22 protein-coding genes are annotated in these 24,536 nt (G+C 61.1%); 14 read left to right on the top strand and 8 right to left on the bottom strand.

What is annotated here, in order from left to right; all coding sequences use genetic code 11:
* Window positions 1-48: 48 nt before the first annotated feature.
* On the bottom strand, window positions 49-774 hold the full coding sequence (locus LRS06_RS08415; protein WP_257871080.1) for an HAD family phosphatase: 726 nt from the start codon (window positions 772-774) through the stop codon (window positions 49-51).
* A gap of 132 nt (window positions 775-906) precedes the next feature.
* Between LRS06_RS08415 and pafA the strand changes: the two genes are divergently transcribed.
* The 4 genes from pafA (at window position 907) to LRS06_RS08395 (ending at window position 5,096) form a co-directional block, all read left to right on the top strand.
* Complete coding sequence (gene pafA, locus LRS06_RS08410; protein WP_308239886.1) at window positions 907-2,619, top strand: alkaline phosphatase PafA; 1,713 nt, start codon at window positions 907-909, stop codon at window positions 2,617-2,619.
* Between the two features lie 135 nt (window positions 2,620-2,754).
* A complete protein-coding gene (locus tag LRS06_RS08405) occupies window positions 2,755-3,333 on the top strand; it encodes an inorganic diphosphatase (RefSeq protein WP_257871079.1) in 579 nt (192 codons plus the stop codon).
* Between the two features lie 113 nt (window positions 3,334-3,446).
* Window positions 3,447-4,130 carry a DUF6766 family protein gene (locus tag LRS06_RS08400; protein WP_257871078.1) on the top strand — a complete coding sequence of 228 codons (684 nt, stop codon included), beginning with the start codon at window positions 3,447-3,449 and terminating at the stop codon, window positions 4,128-4,130.
* 60 nt (window positions 4,131-4,190) lie between these two features.
* Window positions 4,191-5,096, top strand: coding sequence for a hypothetical protein (locus tag LRS06_RS08395; protein WP_257871077.1), 906 nt, complete (start codon window positions 4,191-4,193; stop codon window positions 5,094-5,096).
* An 8-nt stretch (window positions 5,097-5,104) separates the two neighbouring features.
* Here LRS06_RS08395 and LRS06_RS08390 read toward each other — a convergent pair whose 3' ends face one another.
* Window positions 5,105-6,613, bottom strand: a complete 1,509-nt coding sequence (locus LRS06_RS08390; RefSeq protein WP_257871076.1) for an NAD(P)H-hydrate dehydratase — start codon at window positions 6,611-6,613, stop codon at window positions 5,105-5,107.
* A gap of 46 nt (window positions 6,614-6,659) precedes the next feature.
* Here LRS06_RS08390 and LRS06_RS08385 point away from each other — a divergent pair, with 46 nt between their 5' ends.
* From LRS06_RS08385 to sdaAA, 3 genes are all read left to right on the top strand, one after another.
* Complete coding sequence (locus LRS06_RS08385) at window positions 6,660-7,598, top strand: M949_RS01915 family surface polysaccharide biosynthesis protein (protein ID WP_374679419.1); 939 nt, start codon at window positions 6,660-6,662, stop codon at window positions 7,596-7,598.
* Window positions 7,599-7,661: 63 nt separating this feature from the next.
* The gene (gene msrB, locus LRS06_RS08380; protein ID WP_257871074.1) at window positions 7,662-8,129 is read left to right on the top strand and encodes a peptide-methionine (R)-S-oxide reductase MsrB; all 468 of its coding nucleotides are present in this window, start codon (window positions 7,662-7,664) and stop codon (window positions 8,127-8,129) included.
* 197 nt (window positions 8,130-8,326) lie between these two features.
* On the top strand, window positions 8,327-9,232 hold the full coding sequence (sdaAA, locus tag LRS06_RS08375) for an L-serine ammonia-lyase, iron-sulfur-dependent, subunit alpha (protein WP_257871073.1): 906 nt from the start codon (window positions 8,327-8,329) through the stop codon (window positions 9,230-9,232).
* A 14-nt stretch (window positions 9,233-9,246) separates the two neighbouring features.
* On the opposite strand, the gene LRS06_RS08370 is transcribed toward sdaAA, so the two are convergent.
* Window positions 9,247-10,293, bottom strand: coding sequence for a hypothetical protein (locus tag LRS06_RS08370; protein ID WP_257871072.1), 1,047 nt, complete (start codon window positions 10,291-10,293; stop codon window positions 9,247-9,249).
* Between the two features lie 119 nt (window positions 10,294-10,412).
* On the opposite strand from LRS06_RS08370, the gene LRS06_RS08365 reads away from it, so the two are divergent.
* Window positions 10,413-11,156, top strand: a complete 744-nt coding sequence (locus LRS06_RS08365; RefSeq protein WP_257871071.1) for a hypothetical protein — start codon at window positions 10,413-10,415, stop codon at window positions 11,154-11,156.
* A gap of 7 nt (window positions 11,157-11,163) precedes the next feature.
* Here the strand turns inward: LRS06_RS08365 and LRS06_RS08360 are convergent, their stop codons facing one another.
* Entirely contained in the window at window positions 11,164-12,546 is a 1,383-nt protein-coding gene (locus LRS06_RS08360) for a LutB/LldF family L-lactate oxidation iron-sulfur protein (RefSeq protein ID WP_257871070.1), read from the bottom strand.
* A gap of 44 nt (window positions 12,547-12,590) precedes the next feature.
* On the opposite strand from LRS06_RS08360, the gene LRS06_RS08355 reads away from it, so the two are divergent.
* Window positions 12,591-12,977 (top strand): hypothetical protein, encoded by a 387-nt coding sequence (locus LRS06_RS08355; RefSeq protein WP_257871069.1) that lies wholly within the window; start codon window positions 12,591-12,593, stop codon window positions 12,975-12,977.
* 9 nt (window positions 12,978-12,986) lie between these two features.
* Here the strand turns inward: LRS06_RS08355 and LRS06_RS08350 are convergent, their stop codons facing one another.
* The 4 genes from LRS06_RS08350 to ispF form a co-directional block, all read right to left on the bottom strand.
* Complete coding sequence (locus LRS06_RS08350; RefSeq protein WP_308239885.1) at window positions 12,987-14,186, bottom strand: M28 family peptidase; 1,200 nt, start codon at window positions 14,184-14,186, stop codon at window positions 12,987-12,989.
* Complete coding sequence (locus LRS06_RS25360) at window positions 14,137-14,646, bottom strand: hypothetical protein (RefSeq protein WP_308239884.1); 510 nt, start codon at window positions 14,644-14,646, stop codon at window positions 14,137-14,139. The genes LRS06_RS08350 and LRS06_RS25360 overlap by 50 nt, the downstream gene beginning before the upstream one ends.
* A 171-nt stretch (window positions 14,647-14,817) precedes the next feature.
* A complete protein-coding gene (locus LRS06_RS08345) occupies window positions 14,818-16,503 on the bottom strand; it encodes a M28 family peptidase (RefSeq protein ID WP_257871068.1) in 1,686 nt (561 codons plus the stop codon).
* Window positions 16,504-16,647: 144 nt separating this feature from the next.
* On the bottom strand, window positions 16,648-17,127 hold the full coding sequence (gene ispF / locus LRS06_RS08340) for a 2-C-methyl-D-erythritol 2,4-cyclodiphosphate synthase (protein ID WP_257871067.1): 480 nt from the start codon (window positions 17,125-17,127) through the stop codon (window positions 16,648-16,650).
* Between the two features lie 302 nt (window positions 17,128-17,429).
* On the opposite strand from ispF, the gene LRS06_RS08335 reads away from it, so the two are divergent.
* The 5 genes from LRS06_RS08335 (at window position 17,430) to LRS06_RS08315 (ending at window position 24,536) form a co-directional block, all read left to right on the top strand.
* Window positions 17,430-18,044: a TetR/AcrR family transcriptional regulator gene (locus LRS06_RS08335; RefSeq protein WP_257871066.1), complete on the top strand. Its 615-nt coding sequence runs from the start codon at window positions 17,430-17,432 to the stop codon at window positions 18,042-18,044.
* 33 nt (window positions 18,045-18,077) lie between these two features.
* Window positions 18,078-18,524: a hypothetical protein gene (locus tag LRS06_RS08330; RefSeq protein WP_257871065.1), complete on the top strand. Its 447-nt coding sequence runs from the start codon at window positions 18,078-18,080 to the stop codon at window positions 18,522-18,524.
* Window positions 18,460-19,740: a TolC family protein gene (locus tag LRS06_RS08325; RefSeq protein WP_257871064.1), complete on the top strand. Its 1,281-nt coding sequence runs from the start codon at window positions 18,460-18,462 to the stop codon at window positions 19,738-19,740. The genes LRS06_RS08330 and LRS06_RS08325 overlap by 65 nt, the downstream gene beginning before the upstream one ends.
* A gap of 251 nt (window positions 19,741-19,991) precedes the next feature.
* A complete protein-coding gene (locus LRS06_RS08320) occupies window positions 19,992-20,942 on the top strand; it encodes an efflux RND transporter periplasmic adaptor subunit (RefSeq protein ID WP_257871063.1) in 951 nt (316 codons plus the stop codon).
* A gap of 81 nt (window positions 20,943-21,023) precedes the next feature.
* Window positions 21,024-24,536 (top strand): efflux RND transporter permease subunit, encoded by a 3,513-nt coding sequence (locus LRS06_RS08315; protein WP_257871062.1) that lies wholly within the window; start codon window positions 21,024-21,026, stop codon window positions 24,534-24,536.

The following is a 24,536-nucleotide window of genomic DNA, read 5'->3' as shown; positions in this document are numbered from 1 at the left end:
AAGGGCGGCGGCTTTTTTGTGGTGGGTGGGCGAAATGGTAGTAGGCCGCTACAGCTGCATGTACTGGCGCTGGGCCAGCACCTTATCGGGGTGGGGAGTGGTGGGATTGGCCTCCAGCAGCTCCAGTACCTGCTCGGGTGTGAGTTCCGTGAAGTCCTTAATGACGGTGAGGGGGGCCTGGAACTGGCCGGGCTTGAGCGTAGTACTCACACCGATGCAGCGCATACGGGCCCGGTAAGCGGCCTGCTCGCCCAGGAGGGCATCCTCGAAGACCACGCACTGCTCGGGTGGCACCCCCAGCTTGCGGGCCGCTACGGCAAAGGTGTCGGCGTGGGGCTTGCCGTTGGGCACATCGGCTTTGCCCACAATCACATCGAAATAGGAACGCAGGTGCAGATGGTCGAGGATGTAGCCGATGGTTTCGGGGGCGGAGCCAGTACCCAGGGCTATGCGGAAGCCGGCAGCGCGGGCAGCCTGCAGGAAGGCCGTGAGGCCGGGCAGCTCATGGCGGTGGCGCCAGTAGAGGGTGCGGTAGAGAAACTCCCGCTGGGAGGCGTACTCCTCCAGCTGCTTTTTGGGCACGGGATGGCGGAATACGGTTTGCAGGATGTTGGTGGCCGGCATGCCGTTGAGGCGGGCCAGCAGGCGACGGGCGTTGGTAGTGAGGCCATGCTCGCGGAACAGCAGCTGAAAAGCGCGGGCCTGGTAGCGGGTGTTGTCGATGAGCACGCCATCCATGTCGAAAATGAGGGCGTAGGGAGCAGAGTCGGCCATGAGCAGGAGGGGAGAGGGATGCCACTTACCGGGGCTGCCAGGCCTGCCGCAGCGGGCCACGCCCCGCGGGCTGTACGCGCGGTCCGCCAATTTGGCTGCCCGGGGTGCAACTCCGGCCCCGGGCCAGTATCTTTGCCCCTGCCCGTAGCCGCCGCTGTTTGCCTGGCGGCCGGGCTGTTCACCCTGTTGTCTGCTGATTTGAAAAAGCATTTGTGTTTGCTGCTGCTGGCGGCGCTGGCGTTGCCCGGGCTAGCGCAGAAAAAGACGGCTCCGCTCGACCGGCCCCGGCTCGTGGTTGGCATCGTGGTAGATCAGATGCGCTACGACTACCTGTACCGCTACTGGGAAAAGTATGGCAACGGGGGCTTTAAGCGCCTGCTCAGCCAGGGCTTCAGCTACGAGAATACCCACTACAACTACGTGCCCACCTACACCGGGCCGGGCCACGCCAGCATCTACACGGGCACCACTCCCTCGGTCCACGGTATTGTGGGCAATAACTGGTGGGTGCGCGAAGAAGGCAGGAACACCTACGTGACGGAAGATAAGAGCGTGAAAGCCGTAGGCGGATCAGCGGCGGCCGGGCAGATGTCGCCCAAAAACATGCTTGCCACCACCATCACCGACGAGCTGCGCCTGGCTACTAATTTCCAGAGCAAGGTGATTGGGGTCTGCATCAAAGACCGGGGCTCCATCCTGCCGGCCGGGCACGCGGCCAACGCCGCCTACTGGTACGACAATGCCAATGGCTCTTTCATCACCAGTACCTTCTACCAGAATACGCTGCCGGGCTGGGTGGTTCAGTTCAACAACCGCCAGCTCACGGACCAGTATCTGTCCAAGCCCTGGGAAACGCTGCTGCCCATAGGCCAGTACACGGAAAGCACCGCCGACGACATGGCCTGGGAAACGCCGCTGAAAGGCGAAGACAAGCCCGTGTTTCCGCATAATCTGCCCGCGCTGAAAGCCAAAAACCCTGAGCTGATTCGCTACACGCCCTTCGGCAATACTCTCACCCTGGACTTTGCCCAGGCGGCCATCCAGGCCGAGCAGCTCGGGCAGCGCGGCCCGACCGACTTCCTGGCCCTCAGCTTTTCCTCCACCGACTACGTGGGGCACTACTTCGGCCCCAACTCCATCGAGGCGGAGGACATGTACCTGCGCCTCGACCAGGATCTGGAGCGCCTGCTCAACTACCTCGATGCCAACGTGGGCAAGGGAAAATCACTGGTGTTCCTCTCAGCCGACCACGGTGCGGCTCACGCTCCCGACTTCCTGGTGGAGCATGGGGTGCCCGCCGGCAATGTGGGCTCCCGTCTCATGCGCGACTCTCTGCAGCACGAGCTGGTGCGCCGCCACGGCGCGGGCCAGTGGGTGCTCAGCTTCGAAAACCAGCAGGTGTACCTGAACCGGCCGCTGCTGGCCCAGAAGAAGCTGGACGTAACCGCCTTTCAGCGGGAGGTAGCCAATGTAATGCTGCAGTTTGCGGGCGTCACGCGCGCCATCACGGCCGAAGACCTGGAAAAGTCGCACTGGGAAAGCGGGATGCTCATGTACCTGGAAAACGGCTTCTTCCCCAAGCGCAGCGGCGACGTGCTGGTGGTGCTGGCCCCGGGCTGGCTCGAATCCTACACCTATCCGGTGAACCGCGGTACCACGCACGGCTCCTCCGGCAACTACGATACGCACGTGCCGCTACTTTTCTGGGGCTGGCACGTAAAGCACGGCGAGTCCAGCCGCGCGGCCCAGATTACCGATATTGCGCCTACCCTAGCCCGGTGGCTGCACATCCAGGAACCCAACGGCTGTACCGGCCAGCCTCTGCCCGAAGTACTGGGTTGGTAGCCGGCTTTTTCTCGGAAGTCGTTTTCGGTTTTTCGGAGGCAGACGATGCGTCTTTCTGATGAAATTCGGCAGCGAACAACGAACCAGGCAACCAACAAACAACGAAAAATCAATACCTAACCCCGAATCATCAGAATGGCCCACTTTAACCCCTGGCACGACGTAGCGCGCGGCGAAGACGCCCCCCACGTAGTAAATGGCATCATTGAAATTCCGAAAGGCTCGAAAGGCAAGTATGAGCTCGACAAGGAAAGCGGCCTGCTCAAGCTGGACCGCGTGCTGTTCTCGGCTGTGCATTACCCCGCCGCCTACGGCTTTATTCCGCGCACTTACTGCGACGACAACGACCCGCTCGATATCCTGGTGCTGTGCTCCGTGGACATCGTGCCCATGTGCCTGGTAGAAGCCAAGGTGATTGGGGTGATGCAGATGATTGACGGCGACGAGGAAGACGACAAAATCATTGCCGTAGCTGCCCACGACATTTCCGTGAACCACTACAACGACCTCGACGACCTGCCCCCGCACACCCTGCGCGAAATGCAGCGCTTCTTTGAGGATTATAAAGCCTTGGAGCACAAACAAGTAACGGTGGAGCGCTTTATGGGACGTGAGGAAGCCTACCGGATTGTGGAAAAAAGCATTGCGCTCTACAACGAAACCTTTGGGCACACCACGCAGGATGCCGCACAGTCGGCCGGCGTGGAGCTGTAGGTCGCTGCCAATGCAAAGCGTCCCCGTCTGGCCTGGTGCCGGGCGGGGACGTTTTGCGTTGGCAGAAGGAAGCTCCGCCGTACCCTTTACCGATGGGCTACGTACGGGCTGATATGCCCTCGAAACCACCCAAAAGTTCCGTTCTGCGGTTTCTGTATGAGAACAGCCTGCTGCTGGTAGGCACCGTGCTGGTCCTGGCCACGCTGGTAGGGCAGGCGCTTACTGGCTGGCACGAATACAACGACGAGCTGGCGCAGCTGCAGCTGCCGGCCCTTTCCCTCGGGCAGTATCTGGGCTCAGGGCACTTCCTGGAAGCTACATTTGAGAACTGGGAAAGCGAGTTCCTGCAGATGGGTCTCTACGTGCTGCTCACCATCTGGCTGCGGCAGAAGGGTTCCTCGGAGTCGAAAAAGCTCTATGAAGAGCAAGAAGTGGACCGGGAGCCTAACCCGTATCAGGAAGATGCGCCCGGCCCGGTGAAGCGCGGGGGCTGGCAGCTGGCCTTGTATAAGCATTCCCTCACGCTGGCCTTTCTGCTGCTTTTCTTTGCCTCCGTATGGCTGCACGCCAAGGGTGGCACGGAGGTCTACAACATCGAGCAGCAGCACGAAGGGAAGCCCATTATCACGATCTGGCAGTATCTGGGCACCAGCCGGTTCTGGTTTGAGTCGTTTCAGAACTGGCAGAGCGAGTTCCTGTCCATCGTTTCCATTGTGGGCCTGTCCATCTTCCTGCGGCAGAAAGGCTCGCCCCAGTCCAAGCCCGTAGATACCAGCCATACCGAAACCGGTCAGTGAGCCGGCCGCCTGCGTATCTTCGCCTCCTGACGGGCCTTCTTAGCTGCGCCCCCGGTGGGTATGGATTCAGCCGACACTTCTTTTCCGCCTGCGGCTTCCGCGCCGGCCTGGCTGCCTGCGGCCATCAGGCCCGCCGTAGATGCACTGCTTTACAGCAGCGTGCTGGTGGCGGCAGCGGCGGCCAGCCTTACCGCGTCTACCTATCTGTTCTGGCAGCGGCCATTGCCGCCGCGCCTGGGGCTGTTTGTTTTCGCGGCCACGCTGTTCCTGTATAATCTCGACAGCATCCTGCCCTACAAGTATGCCCAGCCAACGCTGCTCTCGGCGCGCAAACGCTGGATGCTGGCCCACCGACGGGTTTTACTGGCTTTGGCTTTGTTGAGCCTGGCCTGCGCCGGTTGGTTGTTTGTGGTCGAGCTGAGTTGGCATCTGCTCGCGTTTCTGGGGCATCTGGCGGCCGTGTCGGTGTTCTATTCTTTGCCGATAGTGCACTGGCGGCAGCGGTGGCACAGCCTGCGGGAGGTGCCCTTGCTCAAAGGCTTTCTGATTGCCTACGTGTGGGCCGCGGTGAGCGTGTGGCTGCCGGCCCTGCACCTGGGCAAGCTGCTGGCCGATCCGGTGGTGCTGGTGTTGTTTGGGCGGTGCTTCCTGTTCATCCTGGCCCTCACCTTCGTATTCGATATCCGCGACTACACCAAGGACCACCTGAGCGGCACACGCACTTTTCCCGGCGTATTTGGCATCCGGGCGGCGCAGGGACTGGCCTTGCTGACCTTGCTGGGAGCGGCGTTGCTGGTTCCCCCGGGCCTGGCCGGCGCGCCGCTCGGCGTATTCACGCTGCCGCTGGTGCTGGCCGCGCTGGTCGTCATTTTTGCCCGCGAAACCCGCTCCGACTATTACTACGCCCTGCTGGCCGACGCCGTGATGCTGGGGCCGTGGCTGACTGCCTGCTGGCTGCTGGGGTGAGACAGACTTCAGAAACCGCTGGGCGTTACCAGCTCCTGCAAGGCCGGCCCCAGGTGCGTCACGATGTCGCCGGCGGCCAGGCCCATTTCGCCCAACTGCTGCGCGGCTAGGTCGCCGGCGCGGCCGTGGGCATACACGCCCAGCAGGCAGGCATCCAGCGCCGATAGTTTCTGGGCCCGTAGCGCCGTGAGCAGGCCCGTCAGCACGTCGCCGCTGCCACCGGTGGCCATGCCTGCGTTGCCGGTGGTGTTGAAGTACAAGTTACCAGTAGGAGTGCCTACGCAGGTGTGGGCGCCCTTCAGCACCACGTAGCACTGATGCCGGTGGCAAAACGCGCGCAGCAGCTCCAGGCAGTGGTAGTCGTGGTGGGCAGGCTGGGTGAGGCGCTCAAACTCCTTGGGGTGGGGCGTGAGGATAGCATCAGGCGGCAGCAGATCCAGCAGCGGGCGGTGGGCTCCCAGCAGGTTCAGCGCATCGGCATCCAGCACCAGCGGCACGGTGGCCTCGCGCAGCAGCTTTTCCAGCGTGGCGCGGGTGTCGTCATGCTGCCCCAAACCTGGACCGATGCCTACGGCAGAGTACGGCGCCAGTTCGGGCAAAGAGGCCACGTGCTCTTGCCCGATGTGCGGGAGGGCCATAGCCTCCGGCACCGCTGTTTGCACGATATCGTAGCCGATTGTAGGCACGCCTAAACTGAGCAACCCCACGCCACCGTGCAGGCAGGCCCGGGCGGCCAGCACCGCCGCACCCACCTTACCGTAGCTGCCCGCCAGCAGCAGCGCGTGCCCATAGGTGCCCTTGTGTCCGAACTTTTGCCGCACCGGCAGGCGGTTTGTCAACAGTTTTAAGTCGATAGTGTGGTTATCCACAGGGGTATTGTGGATAACCCCGGCATCCAGGCCAATCGGCAGCACTTCCCAGATGCCCACAAACTCCGCGTTCTGCGGCAAAAAGAAAGCAAGCTTGGGCAGCTCAAAGCTGACGGTGTACCGCGCCCGCACCACCACGCTGTCGGCGGGCTGGGGCGCGTCGGTCAGCAGGCCCGAGGGCATATCCACGGCCACGATGGAGGCAGCGGAGCTGTTGAGGTGTTGCACTACTGCGGCAGCATCATCACTCAGCGGCCGGCTCAGGCCCGTCCCGAACAGGGCGTCTACCACCACCGCCGAAGCCGGCAGATCCGGCAGGCTGCGGGTGTTCAGCTCCGCGCATGGAACTTCCGGGGGCAGGCGGTGGCGGTTAGCGGTGAAGTCGGCAGAGTGGCGGGCGGGCGGCAGCAGCCACACGCGCACCGGCTGGCCGGCCTGGTGCAGCAAGCGCGCCGCCGCTAGTCCGTCGCCGCCGTTGTTGCCGGGTCCGCAGAAGATGTTTACTTCCCGCCCGACGCTCAACCGGTTCAGCAGCCACTCGGTGAAAGCAGCGGCGGCCCGTTCCATCAAGTCCACAGACGTAATGCCCTCGGCCTGGATGGTTGCCTGGTCGAGGGCGCGGGTTTGGGCAGCGGAAAGGATTTTCATGGTAATGGGCCGTATGTCTTTATGGAAATAGTTGGTTCTTGGAGCTATGATACCTAAACCAATACGATTTGGAAGTCTAGTGCTACTGTTGCTGGTAGCGGCCTGCGAGCAGGCACCGAAACAAGCTGCCAGCTCTTCACCATCAACCCCTTCAAAGCCAGCCACCGAAGTGTGGCAGCCGGCTCCGCTGCCATCGGCTCCCAAGGCTGATACGGCGGAAAACGTGGAAGAGCCCCTACCGATGGAGCCCTCCCGGGCGGCCCGGCAAGCCGCGTGGCCCGGGGTAGCTTCACTGCCCGATACGGTGCTGCCAGTGGGTATCCGTCAGCCGGGGCAGGTGCTGGAAATGAAGCGGTGGCGCGACGCTACCGGCCAGCAGCTGCTGATTGTGACCCGCACCCCGCCCAAAGACGATTATAAACCGGGTGACCGGAGCCTTGAGGGCGACATTCTGGAAGACGGCGACATTCGCCTGTATGCTGCTACGGCGTGGCTGCATATCCGGCAGTACCGCCGCGTGGGCGAATCCTGGCAGGAAGTCTGGCGCATGCAGGATGTTATGGATAAATGCTCTTGGGATAGGTGGATAGGCACCTTGCCCAACTCAACTTCCATCACCGACCTTGACAAGGACGGACTGACAGAAACCACCGTGGTGTATATGATAAGCTGCCGCAGCGACGTCAGTCCATCCGCGCTGAAGCTGATTATGCGGGAAGGGCCACGCAAATATGCGCTACGCGGCCAAACTGTCGTGCAGTATGATTCCATTCCGGTTGGCCAGCGCGCCCCCGACAACCCTTGCTGTCTAGATAGCATTAATCCGCGGGATTTAGCCGCTCCTAACGGGTACGAACTGTATGCTGGCCGGTACGAAACAGAAAAAGACTTTGCATCGGCACCCACTTCCTTTTTGAAGTTTGCCCGGCAAGAATGGCGCTATTGGCGCGTACGGGACGACTTTACGCTCCAACTTCAGCCATAGCGTAAACTTGCCTGCCCGTTTCGCGTTTTTCAGAAGACTTTCAACCGAACATTTCCTTTTGATATGCAAACCTGGAACGACGTTATCCGGCTGGCCAACCACGGCAGCCCGGCTCCCGATAAGCGCGTAGAAAAAACCAACGAAGAGTGGCGCCAGCTGCTCACGCCCCAGCAGTACCACGTCACGCGGGAGCACGGCACCGAGCGGGCTTTCACCGGCGAGTACTGCGAAGCCCACGAAGCCGGCCTCTACGCCTGCGCGTGCTGTGGCACCCCGCTCTACGACTCGCGCACCAAGTTCGAGTCGGGCACCGGATGGCCCAGCTTCACCCAGCCCGTCAAGGACAATGCCCTGCGATACAAGAAAGACACCAGCTACGGCATGACGCGGGTGGAAGTGCTCTGCAACGCCTGCGATGCCCACCAGGGACACGTATTCCCCGACGGCCCGCCGCCCTCCGGCCTACGCCTGTGCATCAATTCAGCCAGCGTCAAGCTGGTGAGTGAACCGCAAACGGCAGCTGCGCAGTAGCCTATGGCGTATTAAGTAAAGCCGCCGCTGGCCTCAGGCCGGGGGCGGCTTTTTGCTGACTGGGAGCAGACCGGAATTTCTGCCGACTTTCGCACCCCACCCACCTGTAGCAGTTATCCGTTTCAGTAACCAGTAGCCAACCAACAGCTGGCGACTGAGAAACTAAAACCAGGCAACTGATAATCCCACCCCCACCCATGTCACTTCTTTTCACTGATTTTGCCTCCTGGCAGGCGCACTGCGCCAGCACCGGGGAGCTGCTTTACCAGCCCGTGCTGGCTTACGAAATAGAGCAGAAAGGTCGTACCGAAGACCAGATCTGGCCGGGCCTGCAGCGGGCCTACGACGTGATGCGCGAGGCCGTACACACCGGCCTCACCGGCGACATGACGTCCCGCTCCGGCATGATCAACAACGGCGCGAAGAAGATTGCGGCTTCGCCCGTTACGGTGCTTTCCCCCGAGTTCAAAAACCTCATTGTACGGGCACTGGGAGCCAAGGAAGTGAATTCGTGCATGGGTCGGGTAGTGGCAGCGCCCACGGCCGGGGCCTCGGGTATTTTGCCGGGCGTGCTCGTTACGCTGCAGGATCTACATAAGCTGGACGACCGCAAGATTCTGGAGGGCCTGCTGGTGGCGGCGGGCATTGCCCTCATCATCGAGCAGAATGCCTCTCTGGCCGGGGCCGTAGGCGGCTGTCAGGCCGAAACGGGCTCGGCGGCGGCTATGGGCGCGGGCGCCATTGTGTACTGCCTGGGCGGATCGGTGGAGCATGTGTTTGCCGCCGTGGCCATTACTATCCAGTGTATGCTAGGGCTGGTGTGCGACCCAGTGGCGGGCTTGGTAGAAGTTCCCTGCGTGGTGCGCAACGCCTCCGCGGCGGCCATTGCCTTCAGCTCCGCTCAGATTGCCATTGCCGGCGTTGACCCGGTAATTCCCGTGGATCAGTGCGTGGCCGCGCTGGGCGAAGTAGGACAGAGCATGGAAACCCGCTACAAGGAAACAGCTCTGGGCGGCTTGGCTAATACTACCCGGGGGCGCGAAATCGAGAAGATGGTGCTGGTACAGGACGTGAACATTCTGCCCGACGAGGAAAGCGCCTAACCTCTGCCCGGCAGTTACAGCGCTTTTATCTCCGGCGTCATTGTGAGCTGGCCCAGATAGCGGATGGCGTGGCGGTAGCGGCTGCGCAGTTCCTGGTAGGTGTGCCAACTGGCGGCTTCGTTGGCGTGCAGCGGAATACCGGCCTTTCGCAGCTGCTGGCAGGCGTCGCGGAAATCCTGGCTGGTAGGTTCTTCGATAGTAGACTCAGGAACTACGGCTGGGTTGGCGTTGGCACCCTCAAAGTAGCGGAAGATGCGGTTGACGCTGATGCAGCCGGCTTTAAAGCACAACTCCCCGTGCGGGTTCCGGGGTACATCGACAGCGCTGAGCAGCAGCGCCGCGGCGTCCAGCACAATATCGGCGGCCATTACCCAGGAGCGGCCGGGCTGGGGTGAGCGGAAAAATGCCAGGATGCCAATGGAGGTGTGCGTTTCCTCCAGCTCCATAAACCAGGCTTCCCATTGGTCCCACTGCACGCCGTCGTCGGCCAGGGAACCGGTGCGGTGCAGCCACTCCAGCAGCGTGACGGGCGAGGCCGGTGCACCCGCCCGCAGCTCCAGCCGCGCCACCACCAGCTCCCGCCGCGAAAACGCCTGGTACATGGTGGGTAGGTACGAAATCAGCAGCGTAACCAGCAGCAGCCCCAGCCCGGCCTCTGAGTACGACATGGCGTTGGCCAGGAAATGGTCGCTGGGTTCTTCCGAGCCCAGCGTAAACAAGGAGCTGTTGCTGATGCGGAAGCAGCGGTCCAGGTCGCCTTCGCCCAAGGCCCAGAAGATGGCCGTGTAGCCCATGCCCACCAGCACCAGCCACAACCCCGGTAGCGCCACCAAAGCTACCGGTGCGTAGAGCGACATCACCCGGTCGCGGGCGCCGTAGGTGGTGCGCAGCCGCGCCAGCCCGCTGAACACGTAGCGGATGCTGCGAAAAAGCCAGTTCGTAATCAGCACCGACTCGTTGCGGGGCAGCACAAAGGAGCGGATAGCACCCAGCAACGTCATAAGCACCAGCACTGCCCCGGCCCCGAAGGCCAACACATGTAGCAATAAGTCCCAGGGCATCAGCTAAGCAGGTAAGGCCAGTATACGGGGCGGTTGTACGGCTCAAAGCTTTTACAGTTGAGCTGAAGCTTCTGGTCTGATTTTCGCGCAGACCTAAGAGTAACCAACTGCTTTGCTGTATGAAATTCTCTACGCCTTTCTCTGGTGCTGTTACCGCCGTGCTATTATTTCTTGCGAGCTGCTCGGCCAGCCGCGTGGCCATGCAGGTTCCCGATGCCCTGCAGGCCACCACGCCGCTACCGGTTACGGGCAAGCAGGGGTTTCGCTATAGTTATCAGTTCGGCGAGTTCAGCACAGCCTCCGTGCACAAAGGCTGGCGTAGCACGATCAATCATTCCTTGGGCAAATCGGTAGGAGTTGATGCCACCCGCGTCCGGCAGAAGTCGTCGTTTGTGATGCAGCCCGTACAGGGAACCACCTGGCAGGCGCAGTCGGCCTACTTCATGAGCGACAACGACCTGGGCATCTCTACCGGCCCCAACTCCCGCACCAGCGTCACGCTGAAAAGCGACGAGGTGTTCCGCAGCAGCATTGTCGCCCTCAACCAGCCGGTGTGGCAACTGGTGGTTGAAAACCACCTGGGACTGGGTCGTGGGCTTCAGCTGCCCGCCGGCTCATTTACCAACGGCGACTCAGTATTCACGGTGCGGCCCATTGCCCACCTCATGCGCCGCGACGGCCAGCCCATGCGCTTTCCCACCGGCACTCCCATCGGCTACGAGTTTGTGCGGGCCAATGGCTCGGTGGTGGCCGCCGTGGAGCTGCTGGGGCGCGGCCGGGTGTGGCTGAACCCCACGCTGCAGCCCGAAACCAAAGGCCCGGTGGTAGCCGCCGTTACGGCCCTGCTCATGCACCAGCGGTAAGCACCGCTTACTTCTTAGGCCGGGCTTTCCAGAGCTGGCGGAATGATTTGGGCGCTATCTGCAGGGCGTCGCGGCGCTTGCTCCAGCCTACTTCGCCCAGCAGGCGGCTGAGTACCCAGTTTTTGCCGGCGGCCGGGGCGGCGTCCCAGGCCCAGCGGTGTTTCATGCCATACAGCCAGAAGCCCACGGCCCGGCGCTCTTCCTTATCGGTGAAGCCGGCCTGCACGGCCTGCTGGCGGTTGCGCAGCAGCAGGTTGTGCAGGTTGATTTTTACGGGGCACACCGAGGTGCAGGCCCCGCACAAGCTGCTGGCAAAGCTCAGGTGCTTGTTTTCCTCCATGCCCGCCAGGTGGGGCGAAATCACCGAGCCAATGGGCCCTGAGTAAGTGGTTTCGTAGGTGTGCCCGCCGATGTTCTTGTACACCGGGCACACATTCAGGCAGGCCCCGCAGCGGATGCAGTGCAGTGCCTCGCGCTTGTTGGGCTGGGCCAGCAGGGTGGTGCGGCCGTTGTCGAGCAGTATCACGTACATTTCGTCGGGGCCGTCTTTTTCCAGGGGCTGGCGCGGGCCGGTGTAGACCGTGTTGTACACCGTGAGCTGCTGGCCGGTGCCGCTGGTGCTGAGCAGGGGCCAGAACAAATCCAGGTCCGCCAGCTTGGGAATCAGCTTTTCGATGCCCACAATGGCAATGTGCGTTTTGGGAAAAGTAGCCGACAGGCGGGCATTGCCTTCGTTTTCCGTTACGGCCACGCCACCCACGTCGGCAATGAGGAAGTTGCCCCCGGTAATGCCCACCTCGGCCGTGGTGTACTTCTGGCGCAGCAGGCGGCGGGCCGTGAGCACCAGCTCCTGGGCGTCGTCGGTGGGCTTGATGCCGAGGTGCTTCACGAAGATAGCGGCAATGTCCTGCTTGCTCAGGTGCATGGCCGGCGTCACGATGTGGTAGGGCCGCTCCCCGTTCAGCTGCACGATGTACTCGCCCAGGTCGGTTTCGATGGACTCGATGCCGTTCTTTTCCAGGAAAGAATTCAGGTGGATTTCCTCCGTAGTCATGCTCTTGGCCTTCACTACCGTGCGGGCGTGCTTGCGGGCCATGATCTTCCCGATTTCGTGGAGGGCATCTTCCGCATTCTGCGCCCAAATCACGCGCCCGCCCCGCTCGGTGAAGTTGCGCTCAAACTCGAGCAGGTACTCATCGAGGTGGTTGATGACTTTGGCCTTGAGGTAGGAGGCCCGCTCCCGCGCCAGCTCGTGGTCCTGGTACCAGCCCAGGCCCGTCTGCACGGCCGCGTTGTACTTGCCAATGTTGAAGCGAATCTTGCGCCGGTGCTCCAGGTCAAAGGCCTTGGCTTCGCTGTCGCGCTGAAATTGACTAGGTTTGGTAAGCATTTTCTCAGATTACGGGCGCGTTTCCGCCACCTCATTTTACGCCTGTGGCCTTCTCCCACATTCCCGACCCCTTGCCGCCCGAAGGCTTTCCGCTGCCCGTCGATGAAATTCAGGGAAGCTTTCTGACCTGGGGTTTCCTGCCGGGTAATTCGCGTAACGACATAAACCCGCGTTTGGTGCTCTACCCCGATCGGCTGGAAATAAAGGTAGTAACGGCCAGCACGTACGAATATACGGCCATCAAACGGGTTGATTACCGGCCCGCCGGCTGGCTGCGGCAGGAGCGCGTGGCCATCTACTTCAACTCAGCCAACCAAGCCAGCTACAGCTTTATCCCATCTTCGGCGGCCATCAGGCGGGCCTTCCTGCAGTTTTGCCAGCAGCGCGGCTGGGAGTTGTCGGAAGCCGCGCTGCTGGCCCTGAGCCAGTAACCGATTGCGCTACGGCTTGTTGGAATCGACGACGATGCGCTGGTCGCGGTTGACCAGCTCCCAGGCGGTATAGAATACCAGCTGGGCCCGCTTCTGCAGCTTCTCGAACTCAATCTTCTCCACGTCGTCGGTGGGCTGGTGGTAGTCGGCGTGGTCGCCGGTGGTGTAGAAGATGACCGGGATTTTGTGCTTGGCGAAGTTGTAGTGGTCGGAGCGGTAGTACACCCGCTCGGGGTCTTTGGGGTCGTTGTAGTGGTAGTCGAGCTCCAGCTTGGTGTACTTGGCATTAGTGGCTTCGCTGATGGCGTGCAGCTCGGAGGAAAGCTTGTCGGAGCCCACCAGGTCAACGTAGTCGGGCTTGCCCTCATGCTGCTTGTCGGTGCGGCCAATCATGTCCATGTTCAGGTCGGCAATGGTTTGCGCCAGCGGGTACACCGGATGGTCGGTGTAGTATTCGGAGCCAAACAGGCCTTGTTCCTCACCCGTCACCGTCAAAAACAAAATGCTGCGGCGTGGGCCGTGGCCCTCGGCTTTGGCTTTAGTGAAGGCCTCGGCCAACTCCAGCACGCCTACCGTGCCCGAGCCGTCATCGTCGGCACCGTTGTACACCACGCCGTTCTTGATGCCCAGGTGGTCGTAGTGCGAGGATATCACCAGCACTTCCTCTTTCTTGTCGGAGCCTTCCAGAAAGCCCAGCACGTTTTCAGTGGCAAAGGTTTCCTGCTTGCGGGCCGCTTTAATGGTGAAAGCTGCAGGCTTGAAGGGGGAGGCTGACGGCTGGCGGGCAGCGGCCGTGGCGTCGCGGTAAGAAGCCAGCTTTTCGGCGGAGGTGTGCAGCAGCGCCTGCCCCAGCGCCGGCGACACAAAGAAGTAGCTGGTACGGGGCGCAGGAGCCTCCTGGCTCAGCATATTCATGCGGGCTTGCTCCACGTAAGGCAGCACGAAGTTCCGGTTCTTGCGGTAGTCGGCCGTATCGAGGTTCACGAAAAAAATGCTGCGGGCACCTTTCTGGGTGGCCAGCGCCACCTTGCTGCGGGTACTGGGCACAAAGGCCTTGCCGCCCGCCGCCACGGCCGGCAGCCCCGATTTGCCATCCTTCATCGGCTCCCCGGTCAGGATGATAAGGTCCTTGCCTTTCACGTCGCCCAAAGCGGCGTAGTCAGAGTAGCCCTCCTGCTCGATGCCGTAGCCCGCAAACACTGGCTGCACGGTGGTTTCCTGCAGGAACGGCGACGAAGCTGGTGGAGTAGAAGTCGCGCTTCCAAACGAAGGGCTGCTTGCCTACCAGGAGCGTAGGCGTGCCATTCCAGCGGGTGCGCTCCAGGGTAAAGTGCTGCAGGTAGGTATTGGCAAAGCCCTGCATCGGCCCCGTGAGGCCCAGCTCTTTGAAGCGGTTGCTGAGGTAGTCGGCGGCCATTTTCTGCCCTTTCTCACCGGTTTCGCGGCCCTCGTAGGCGTCGGAGGCCAGCACAGTAAGGTGGCGGCGCAGATCGGCTGCGTCAATGGCTTGGGCGTACTGCACGGCCCAGTCGGTGGGCGGGGCGTCAGATGCCGCCGGCTGCTCGCCTTTGGACTTCACTTTCACTTTGATTTTGCCTTGGCCAGCGGCCGGCAGCGCCGCCGGGCCAGCCAGGGCCAGCACCAGCGCGTAACGGTACAGGTTTTTCATAGAGAAGTTCTTAGTGCTTTGTGCGTAGTGCCTCGTGCTTAGAAAGCAGCTACGCAAGTATGAGTCTCTACCTCGTTCGGCTGCGCACGCAAACGGCGGCCGCAGGAGCGGGCCGCCGTTTGGTTACTCTTGCCATACGAAGCACCAGGCACTACGCACGAAGCACGGAAGTTACGGTTTGTTGGAATCGACGACGGGGCGGTTTTCGCGGTTAGCAATATCCCAGGCCAGATAGTACACCAGCTGGGCGCGCTTTTCCATCTTGGCAAACTCGATTTTGTCTACCTCATCCTTGGGTCCGTGGTAGTCGTCGTGCACCCCGTTGAAGAAGAAAGCTACCGGGATTTTGTGCTTGGCGAAGTTGTAGTGGTCGGAGCGGTAGTAGAAGCGGTTCGGGTCCTGCGGGTCGTTGAACTGAAAGTCCAGGTCCATCTGCACGTACTGCTTGTTGGCGTTTTCTAGGGCCGCGTGCAGCTCCGAGGAAAGCTTGTCGGAACCGATAACGTACACGTAGTCGCCCTTGCCCTCGTGGCCCTTGTCGGTGCGACCCACCATGTCAATGTTGAGGTCCGTCACCGTCTGAGCCAGCGGGAAGATAGGGTGGTCGGTGTAGTACTCCGAGCCCAACAGGCCCTTTTCCTCACCCGTCACCGTCAGGAACAAGATGCTGCGGCGCGGACCGTGGCCTTCGGCTTTGGCTTTAGTAAAGGCCTCGGCCAGCTCCAGCACCGACACCGTGCCCGAGCCGTCATCGTCGGCCCCGTTGTGTACCTCGCCATCGATGATGCCAATGTGGTCGTAGTGGGCCGAAACCACCAGGATTTCGTCTTTTTTATCCGAGCCTTCCAGGAAGCCCAGCACGTTTTCGGTGGTGAAGGGCTGCTGGTCTTTGGGCGCCATGATGGTGAACTTCGCCGGCTTGAAGGTTGATTTCAGCGGCTTGCCCCCGGCGGCGGTAGCATCGGTGTACTTGGTTACGCCAGCGGCCGTGGTGCCCAGCAGCTTGTAGCCCACCGCCGGCGACACGAAGAACGTGGCCACGCGGTCCGAGGGCTTATCGGCGAAGGTGATGGTGGGCTTTTTCAGGTAAGGACCGAAGCGGGCGGCCGTTTTCTGAAAGTTGTCGTTGGGGTTGAAGCTCACGAAGAACACGCTCCGAGCGCCTTTCTGGGTGGCCACGGTAGCTTTGCCGCGGTAGTCCATGCCCCATTTGCTGGGCTGGCCGTCCTTGCCCAGCAGCGGCTTGCCGTCTTTCATCGGCTCCCCGGTCATAATGATGAGGTCCTTGCCTTTCACGTCGCCCAGGGCGGCGTAGTCGGAGTAGCCCTCCTGCTCGATGCCGTAGCCCGCAAACACCGGCTGTACCACCGTGGCCTGCTGGAAGGGCGAGGAGCCGTAGCCGTAGAAATCCTGCAGCCAGGCAAAGCTCTGGCTGCCCACTTTCAGGGTAGCGCCGTCTTTCCAGCTGGAGCGCAGCATGGTGAACTGCTGCAGGTAGGGGTTGTCGGAGCCCTGCACGGCCCCCGTCAGGCCCAGCTCCTTGAAGCGGTTGCTGATGTAGTCGGCAGCCATTTTCTGGCCTTTCTCGCCGGTTTCGCGGCCCTCGTAGGCATCGGAGGCCAGCACGGTGAGGTGCTGGCGCAGGTCGGCCTGGGTGATGGTCTGGCCGTACTGGCGGGCCCAGTCGGCAGGAGCAGCGGCAGCGGGAGCTGCGACCGGCTCGGTAGTGGCGGCCGGCTGTTCGGTTTTGACTTTGCGCTTTACCTTGATTTTGCGCTTGTTTTCCGGCTGCTGGCCCACGGCAGCCGTGGTGCAGGCCCCGGCCAGCAGCAGCGCGCCTAGGAAGGGTAGTTTCATGTGAGAGGGGGTGAGGCGTTTTTTGTTAGATGGGTTTTTCGTTGAATGGTTGCACGAGTGAAGGGCCGGATGGTTTTCTGGCTGGATGGTTTGAGGCGCTAAATGCTCGCCATGACAAACTCAGTCATTTAGCCGTTCAACCATTCAACCCTGCACAATGAGCACCGAGGCGTAGGCGGCTACGCCTTCGCGGCGGCCTACGAAGCCCAGCTTTTCAGTGGTCGTGGCTTTGATGCTGATGTCATCGGCTTCGATGCCCATAACCTCGGCCAGCACGCGTTGCATTTCGGGAATGTGCGGGTTGACCTTGGGCGCTTCCAGGCAGATGGTGGAGTCGATGTTGCTGATGGTGTAGCCCCGCTCGCGCAGCAGGCGCATCACTTCGGCCAGCAGCCGCTTGGAGTCGATGCCCTTGTACTGTGGGTCGGTATCAGGGAAGTGGAAGCCGATGTCGCGCAGGTTGGCCGCGCCCAGCAGCGCGTCGCAGATAACGTGGATGAGCACGTCGGCATCGGAGTGGCCGAGGGCGCCGTGGGTGTGCGGTACCTGGATGCCGCCGAGCCAGAAGGGCAGGCCTTCGCGCAGCTGATGCACGTCGTAGCCGAAGCCGGTGCGGATTTTCATAGAAAGCAAGGCAAGAATGTAGGCTGCCAAGGTACAACGGCTGGCGCTTTTTCGCGGCCGGGCGACCAGGCTGGCCGCCCGGAACGGCCCCGTAAAAAAATATATAGGGCCGGTAAAGTAAACCTACGGCCTGTCCGTCTGTAGTACCAGGGCAGCTTTCGCAGCTGAAAAAACTCAGCCGGTCCGGGCCCCAACGAACTACCACTTTCCCGGATCAGACACCGGCCGGAGAAAATAAAATAGAAAAAATGTTATGGAAACTTTGGATTCATTTGAAGTTTCCGCAGTACCTTTGAGCCGCAATGGAAATCAAGGACCGGATTATCGTCGGGGCGGTGGAGCTGTTTATGCGGAAAGGCATCCGCAGCGTGTCGATGGACGACATAGCTACTACCCTGGGCATGTCGAAGAAAACCCTCTACAAGTGGTTTGAAAACAAGGACCAGATTGTGCTGGCCGTGATGCAGCAGCGCCTCAACCGCGAGGAGGATGACTGCGAAACGGCTTTTGCCCAGGGCTCGAACGCGCTGGAAGCCATGTTCAGCCTGATCCAGTGGCACCGGGACATGCTCACCAACATTCACCCCAGCATTTTTCATGATCTGCAGAAATACTACCCCCAGGCCTGGGCCCTGTTCGATGAGCACAAAAACACCTTCATCCTGGCCAAAGTAGCCGCCAACATTCGCCGCGGCATGGAAGAGGGCCTGTACCGCCCCGATCTGGACGTGGAAGTGCTGTCGCGCCTGCACCTGGCCGAAATCGAGCTGATGTTCAACAACGCCGTGTTTCCAACCCGGCAATTCGACATCCAGCGCGTGAACTCCGTGATAGTAGAGCACTTTCTCACGGGTATTTCCACGCTCAAAGGCCACAAAGTCATCAATGAATACCGTCAGGTGACGGAAACTGAATAACGTTTTCCGCGCTCTTTTCTTACCAATCACACTATGAAAAACGCTTTGCGTGCCGCGCTGCTACTTGCGGTACTGGGCTTTCTGAGTCTGCACAAGCTGCTGGCGCAAGCCCCCACCGCCGTTTCCGACAGGCCGCTGGACCTGAGCCTACAGCAGGCCATCGACTACGCCATCAAAAACAAATCCTCGTTGCTGGCCACGCGCCTAAACGAGCAGACTGCCCGGGCCAAGGTAGGCGAAATCAAGTCGGCCGGTTTGCCGCAGGTGAACGTGGCTGCCAACGTGGCCGACAACTTCAAGCTGCAGAAAAGCCTGGTTGACTTTGGGGCACTGGGGGGGTGGCGGCAGCGCTACTACGCTCACGGCCAAGGATATTGCGGCCGCAGAAAACGGCCAGACGGTAAACCTGGGCACCGTGGCGCTGCCTTCGGAGCCAGTTCCGCCGCAGGCGTTTGCCTTTGGCTTGCAATGGGCCGGTAACACCAGCGCTTCGGTGTCGCAGCTGCTGTTCGACGGCTCTTACCTGATTGGTCTGAAAGCCGCCAAAGTATACGAGCAGCTGGCCCAAAAGCAAACCCAGCAAGCAGAAATCGACGTGGTAGAGCAGGTCAGCAAGGCCTACTACAGCACGTTGGTAGCCCGCGCGCGGCTTGGCCTGCTGGCCCGCAACGTGCAGCGCCTCGATACGGTGCTGTACCAGACCAATGAAACCTTTAAAGCCGGTTTTGCCGAGAAGCTGGACGTGCAGCGCCTGCAGGTGCAGCGCAACAACCTGCTGGTAGAGCAGCAGAAAGCCCAGCGCCTCACCGAGCTGAGCGTGGCGCTGCTGAAGTTTCAGATGGGACTACCCCAAAACCAGGGTGTGCAGCTCACCGACTCGCTGGGCGCCGCCGTGGTGGACGCCGGTGAATTGCGGCAGCGCCTCGGGGTGGCCAATACGGCCACGGGTGGCGGGGTAACGGGCCTGGGCGGCGTGCCCACCGGCACGGCGCCAACCGGCACCACCGATGCCCAGCGGCAGCAGGACCAGCAAACGGCCCTCAGCGGGGCCCGCACCGGCCAACTGGCCGCCGCCTTTAACTATAACAACCGGATTGAGTTCAGCACCCTGGAAACCCAGCAGGCTCTGGCTGGACTGGACCTGGCCAACCGCCGCGCCGGCGCTTACCCGCGCTTGCTGGCTACGGCCGCCTACGGTTTTTCGGGCTCGGCCAAGAACCCCGGCGACCTGTTTGCTTTCCGTGGACCCGATTCCCGGTCTGCCAATGGCTTCCCCAACCAGAACTGGTTTGGCTTCGGCAATGTGGGGCTGAGCTTGCAGGTTCCCGTGTTTGATGGCTTCCGCCGCAAGTACCAGGTGCAGCAGGCCCGCATTCAGCAGCAGAGCATTGAGAAAGGCTTTGAAACCCTGCGCCAGAGCATAGACCTGCAGGACGCGCAGAGCCGCACCACCCTCATCAATGCCCTGGACGTGCTGGACAACCAGCGCGCCAACCTGGACCTGGCTGCCGACGTGGCCCGCGTCTCGCGCATCAAGTTTCAGGAAGGCGTAGGCTCGAACCTGGAAGTGGTGACGGCTGAAACCTCGCTGCGTGAGGCCCAGACCAACTACTACGCCGCCATTTACGATGTGCTGGTAGCCAAAGTGGACCGCGACAAAGCTACCGGCGAGCTGTACAGCCGCACCCGCAACTAAGGCGCCTCTTTCCAACTCTTTCTTTCGCAACTCCCGACTGTCGTCATGTATACTCCTTCCACGTCCCTTCGTCTCTTCACTTTCGGCCTGCTGGCTGTAGGTAGCTTGCAGCTGACCAGCTGCGGCGGGGAAAAGGACCCCAAAGCCGAGCTGGAAAAGCTCAAAAAGAACAGGCCGCCAACGCCGCCAAAATTGCCGAGCTGGAAGCCAAAGCCGGTCCGGCAGAAGGCGCTACCCTGGCCGCCACGCCCGTGTCGGTGATTAGCGTGCAGCCCGAAAGCTTCACCAGCTACGTGGAAGTGCAGGGCCGCGCCGACTTCGACGAAAACGCCAACGTGTCGCCCCGCGTGCCGGGCGTGCTCACCAGCATCCGCGTGCAGCGCGGCGACCGGGTAAGCAAGGGTCAGGTTATTGCCACCCAGGACGCGGCCGTGCTCGAATCGGGCATTGCCGAGCTGCGCACCCGCCTGGAACTGGCCAAAACGGTGTTTGAAAAGCAGGACCGCCTCTGGAAACAGCAGATCGGCACCGAAATACAGTACCTGCAGGCCAAAAACAACTACGACGCTCTGCGTCGTAGCTTAGCCACGCAGCAGCAGCAGCGGGCTATGTACAACGTGGTAGCCCCATTCGGCGGCACCGTGGATGAAGTTCCGGCCAAAGTAGGGGAGATGGGCAACCCCGGCGTGCCGGTGGTGCGCCTGCTCAGCGGCGGCGGCGGCAAGCTTATTGCCGACGTATCGGAAAACTACGCCAACAAGATCAAAGCCGGCGACAAAGCCCTGGTGACCCTTTCTGACCTGGGAGCTACGGATATTCCGTCTACCGTGCGCACCGTGAGCCGCATCATCAACCCGGCCAGCCGCACCTTCACTATTGAGCTGCGGGTGAATGGCCCGGTAGCCCAGCAGCTGCGGCCCAACATGGTAGCCACCGTGCGCATCCAGAACTACAATAAGAACAGCACCACGGTGTTGCCGGTTGATCTGGTGCAGCGCGACGAGGAGAACAGCTACGTGTTTGTGGTAGCCGATAAAGGCGGCAAGAAAGTGGCCGCCAAGCGTGTGGTGCAAACCGGCGCCACCTACAACGGCCGTACGGAAATTACCGGCGGCCTGAGTGCCAATGACCAGGTGATTTCCGCTGGTTATCAAAATCTTAATGAAGGTCAGCCGGTGGCTCCTGCCGGCTCGGCCGGATAAGCCGGGACCAGCGCCAGCTGAAGCCGCTGCGGCCTCAGCTGGCGCTGCCTGATTCTTCTCACATCCTAGCTTCTCACAGCCATGCAGGATATCGAAAAAGAGTTTGGACCCACCAGTTGGTCCATCAACAACAAGACCAGTATTTATATCATCACGCTGATTCTGTGCGTGATGGGTATATTCGCTTACATCAAGCTGGGCAAGGAGAAATTCCCGGACATCGTGATTCCGCGCATCATCGTGGCCACGGTGTACCCCGGCACCTCGCCCACCGACATCGAGAACCTGGTAACGCGCCAGCTTGAGAAAGAAATCAAGTCGGTGAACGGGGTGAAGAAAATCAACTCCACCTCCAATCAGGACTATTGCATCGTGGACGTGGAGTTCAACTCCGGCGTGGACGTGCAGTACGCCAAGCAGCTCATCAAGGACGCCGTGGACAAGGCTAGCAACGAGCTGCCCAACGACCTGCCCACTCCGCCCACCGTGCAGGAAGTAAACCTCTCGGAGCTGCCCATCATGCAGATCAACCTGGCCGGCAACCTGCCGGCGGCCCAGCTCAAGAAGCTGGCCGACGACTTCCAGGACAAGATTGAAGCCCTGCCCGAAATTACCCGCGTCGACATCATCGGGGCGCTGGAGCAGCAGGTGAACGTGGACGTAGACCTCTACAAGCTCCGCGCTGCCCGTCTGGGCTTCACCGACATAGAAGGGGCCATTGCCCGGGAGAACATTACCATCTCGGGCGGCTCGGTGGATGTGGGCGACCAGAAGCGCGCCGTGCGCGTGGCCGGTCAGTACGTCAACGCTGCCGACATTGCCAACATCCAGATCAAAAACCTAAGCGGCTCAGCTGTGCGCCTCGGCGACATTGCTACCGTGGAGGACGCCTTCAAGGACCGCGAATCGTACGCCCGCCTCGATGGCAAGCCCTCGATTACGCTGAACGTGATTAAGCGTCAGGGGGAAAACCTCATCGACGCCTCCGACAAGATCAAGACCCTGGTGGACGACTCGAAGAAGAGCCTGTCGAGCGACCTGCGCATTACCATCACCGGCGACACCTCGAACGACACCCGCGTAACGCTCCACGACCTGATCAACACCATCGTCATCGGCTTTATCCTGGTAACGGTGATTCTGATGTTCTTCATGGGCACCACCAATGCGCTGTTCGTGGGTCTTTCGGTGCCGATTTCGATGTTCCTGGCTTTCGTGATGCTGCCCATGTTTGGCTTTGCGCTGAACATGATTGTGCTCTTCGCCTTCCTGCTGGCGCTGGGTATTGTGGTAGACGACGCCATCGTAGTGATTGAAAACACCCACCGCCTACTGCACGAGCACCCCAAGCTGACGACGGCCCAGGCCGCCAAGTATGCTGCTGGTGAGGTATTCGTGCCGGTACTGGCCGGTACGCTGACCACGGTAGCACCCTTCGTGCCGCTGATGTTCTGGCCCGGCATTGTGGGTAGCTTTATGTTCTACCTGCCCGTCACGCTGATTCTCACGCTGATGTCCTCGCTCGTCGTGGCCTTCATCATGAACCCGGTGTTTGCCGTGTCGTTCATGGAGCGCGAAGACCACCATGCCGAGCACAGCAAGCCCCGCGTGACGCGCAACCTGCTGATATGGACGGCCGCCCTGGTTGGACTTGGTGTGTTGTTTAATCTGGTGGGCATTGGTGGCCACACCAGCGCGGCCGAAGGCGCCGCGGCCCTGGCAGCCGGCACCGAAACGCCCGGCTTCTTCAAGGAGCACGGTCACTTCATCGGCAACCTGCTGCTGACTGTGGCGGCTCTGATCTGGCTGAACATGTTCGTGTTCAACAAGGGCATTGCCTGGTTCCAGACCAAGGCGCTGCCGCGCTTTATGGATGGCTACGCCAGCCTGGTGCGCTGGGCCATCGGCCACCCGGTTATCGTTATGGTTGGGGTAGTACTCGTGTTCTTCGCTTCGTTTGTAGCGGTGGGCATGCGCAGCCCCAAGGTGGACTTCTTCCCGAAAGGCGACCCGAAGTTCGTGTACACCTACCTGAAGATGCCCGTAGGCACCCGCGTAGAGGTTACCGACTCGGTGGCCCGCATCTTGGAGCGCCGCATCTACAGCGTCATCGGCCAGAAAAACCCGGACGTGGAATCGGTCATCACCAACGTGGCCATTGGGGCCGGCGACCCGGGCGAGGCTACGGCTTCGGGCGTGTCGCAGTCGCACCTGGCTAAGGTGGCCGTGGCCTTCAAGGAAATGAGCGAGCGGACCGGCCCCGAAACCCGCACCTACATGGACAAGATCCGCGAGGCAGTGAAGGGAATTCCCGGCACTGAAATCTCAGTGGACCAGGAGTCGAGCGGCCCGCCCACGGGCAAGGAAATTGCCATTGAGGTAGCCGGCGACGACTACCCGAAACTGGCTGCGCTGTCGAAGGACATCATCCGCTACGTCAACTCCAAGAACATCGGCGGTATCGAGCAGCTGCGCTCCAACCTGGAGGACCGCAACCCGGAAATTGCCGTGAACATCGACCGCACCCGCGCCAACCGCGAGGGCATCAGCACGGCGCAGATTGGTATGGAGGTGCGCACGGCCATCTACGGCTACGAGGCCAGCAAATTCAAGACCTCCGACGACGAGTACCCCATTCAGGTGCGCTACGCCAAGCCCTACCGCGAAGACGTAAATGCCATTCTGAACTCGCCGCTGACTTTCCGGGACGCCACCGGCCAGATGCGCCAGGTGCCCATCAGTTCCGTGGCTGACGTGAAATACAGCACGACCTACGGCGGCATCAAGCGCAAGGACGTGAAGCGCGTCATCACCATTTCCTCGAACGTGCTGAGTGGCTTCACTGGCCCCGACGTGGTGCGCAACATCGAAACGGCCCTGAAAGCTTACCCGACGCCTGCTGGCTACACCATTAAGATGGGTGGTGCGCAGGAAGACCAGAAGGAAACCTCCGACTTCCTGCCCCTGGCTGGTATCGGTGCCCTGGCCCTCATCTTCCTGATTCTGGTGGTGCAGTTCAACTCGTTCAGCAAGCCGGTCATCATTCTCTCCGAAGTGCTGTTTTCCGTGGCTGGCGTGTTCTGGGGTCTGGCCATTACGGGCATGAATATCAGCATCGTGATGACGGGCGTGGGTATCATTGCCCTGGCCGGTATCGTGGTGAAGAACGGCATCCTGCTGGTCGAATTCACCGATATCCTCCGCTCCCAGGGTATGCCCCTGCGGGAGGCCATTGTGCTGGCCGGCCGTACCCGCCTGAACCCGGTAATCCTGACGGCTACAGCCGCCACGCTGGGCCTTATTCCCCTGGCCATTGGCCTGAACGTGGACTTCTATGAGATGTTCGCCGCTTTCGAGCCCAACTTCTTTATCGGTGGTGAGTCGGTAACGTTCTGGGGTCCCCTGGCCTGGACCATTATTTTCGGGCTGGTGTTTGCAACCTTGATTACCCTAGTTGTAGTCCCGGTTATGTATCTGCTCAGCGAAACGCTGAAAGGAAAAATATCCGGTCATCCCACAGACGGCCCGGCGGCTTCGGCGGTCGGTGCCGAGGAAGTGCAGGCGGCCAACCCGCCCGTTTTTGCTGAATACTGA

The organism is Hymenobacter sp. J193 (assembly GCF_024700075.1).
In the GTDB taxonomy this organism is placed as follows: Bacteria; Bacteroidota; Bacteroidia; order Cytophagales; family Hymenobacteraceae; genus Hymenobacter.
The sequence above is the reverse complement of the archived record's forward strand: the minus strand, read 5'-3'. Positions and strand labels throughout refer to the sequence as shown.

What these genes read in the sequence shown, in the direction of transcription:
- LRS06_RS08415 (WP_257871080.1), bottom strand. Translation starts at nt 774, where the DNA reads ATGGCCGACTCTGCTCCCTACGCCCTCATTTTCGACATGGATGGCGTG.
- LRS06_RS08405 (WP_257871079.1), top strand. Translation starts at nt 2,755, where the DNA reads ATGGCCCACTTTAACCCCTGGCACGACGTAGCGCGCGGCGAAGACGCC.
- LRS06_RS08400 (WP_257871078.1), top strand. Translation starts at nt 3,447, where the DNA reads ATGCCCTCGAAACCACCCAAAAGTTCCGTTCTGCGGTTTCTGTATGAG.
- LRS06_RS08395 (WP_257871077.1), top strand. Translation starts at nt 4,191, where the DNA reads ATGGATTCAGCCGACACTTCTTTTCCGCCTGCGGCTTCCGCGCCGGCC.
- LRS06_RS08390 (WP_257871076.1), bottom strand. Translation starts at nt 6,613, where the DNA reads ATGAAAATCCTTTCCGCTGCCCAAACCCGCGCCCTCGACCAGGCAACC.
- LRS06_RS08385 (WP_374679419.1), top strand. Translation starts at nt 6,660, where the DNA reads ATGATACCTAAACCAATACGATTTGGAAGTCTAGTGCTACTGTTGCTG.
- msrB (WP_257871074.1), top strand. Translation starts at nt 7,662, where the DNA reads ATGCAAACCTGGAACGACGTTATCCGGCTGGCCAACCACGGCAGCCCG.
- sdaAA (WP_257871073.1), top strand. Translation starts at nt 8,327, where the DNA reads ATGTCACTTCTTTTCACTGATTTTGCCTCCTGGCAGGCGCACTGCGCC.
- LRS06_RS08370 (WP_257871072.1), bottom strand. Translation starts at nt 10,293, where the DNA reads ATGCCCTGGGACTTATTGCTACATGTGTTGGCCTTCGGGGCCGGGGCA.
- LRS06_RS08365 (WP_257871071.1), top strand. Translation starts at nt 10,413, where the DNA reads ATGAAATTCTCTACGCCTTTCTCTGGTGCTGTTACCGCCGTGCTATTA.
- LRS06_RS08360 (WP_257871070.1), bottom strand. Translation starts at nt 12,546, where the DNA reads ATGCTTACCAAACCTAGTCAATTTCAGCGCGACAGCGAAGCCAAGGCC.
- LRS06_RS25360 (WP_308239884.1), bottom strand. Translation starts at nt 14,646, where the DNA reads ATGAAAAACCTGTACCGTTACGCGCTGGTGCTGGCCCTGGCTGGCCCG.
- LRS06_RS08345 (WP_257871068.1), bottom strand. Translation starts at nt 16,503, where the DNA reads ATGAAACTACCCTTCCTAGGCGCGCTGCTGCTGGCCGGGGCCTGCACC.
- ispF (WP_257871067.1), bottom strand. Translation starts at nt 17,127, where the DNA reads ATGAAAATCCGCACCGGCTTCGGCTACGACGTGCATCAGCTGCGCGAA.
- LRS06_RS08335 (WP_257871066.1), top strand. Translation starts at nt 17,430, where the DNA reads ATGGAAATCAAGGACCGGATTATCGTCGGGGCGGTGGAGCTGTTTATG.
- LRS06_RS08330 (WP_257871065.1), top strand. Translation starts at nt 18,078, where the DNA reads ATGAAAAACGCTTTGCGTGCCGCGCTGCTACTTGCGGTACTGGGCTTT.
- LRS06_RS08315 (WP_257871062.1), top strand. Translation starts at nt 21,024, where the DNA reads ATGCAGGATATCGAAAAAGAGTTTGGACCCACCAGTTGGTCCATCAAC.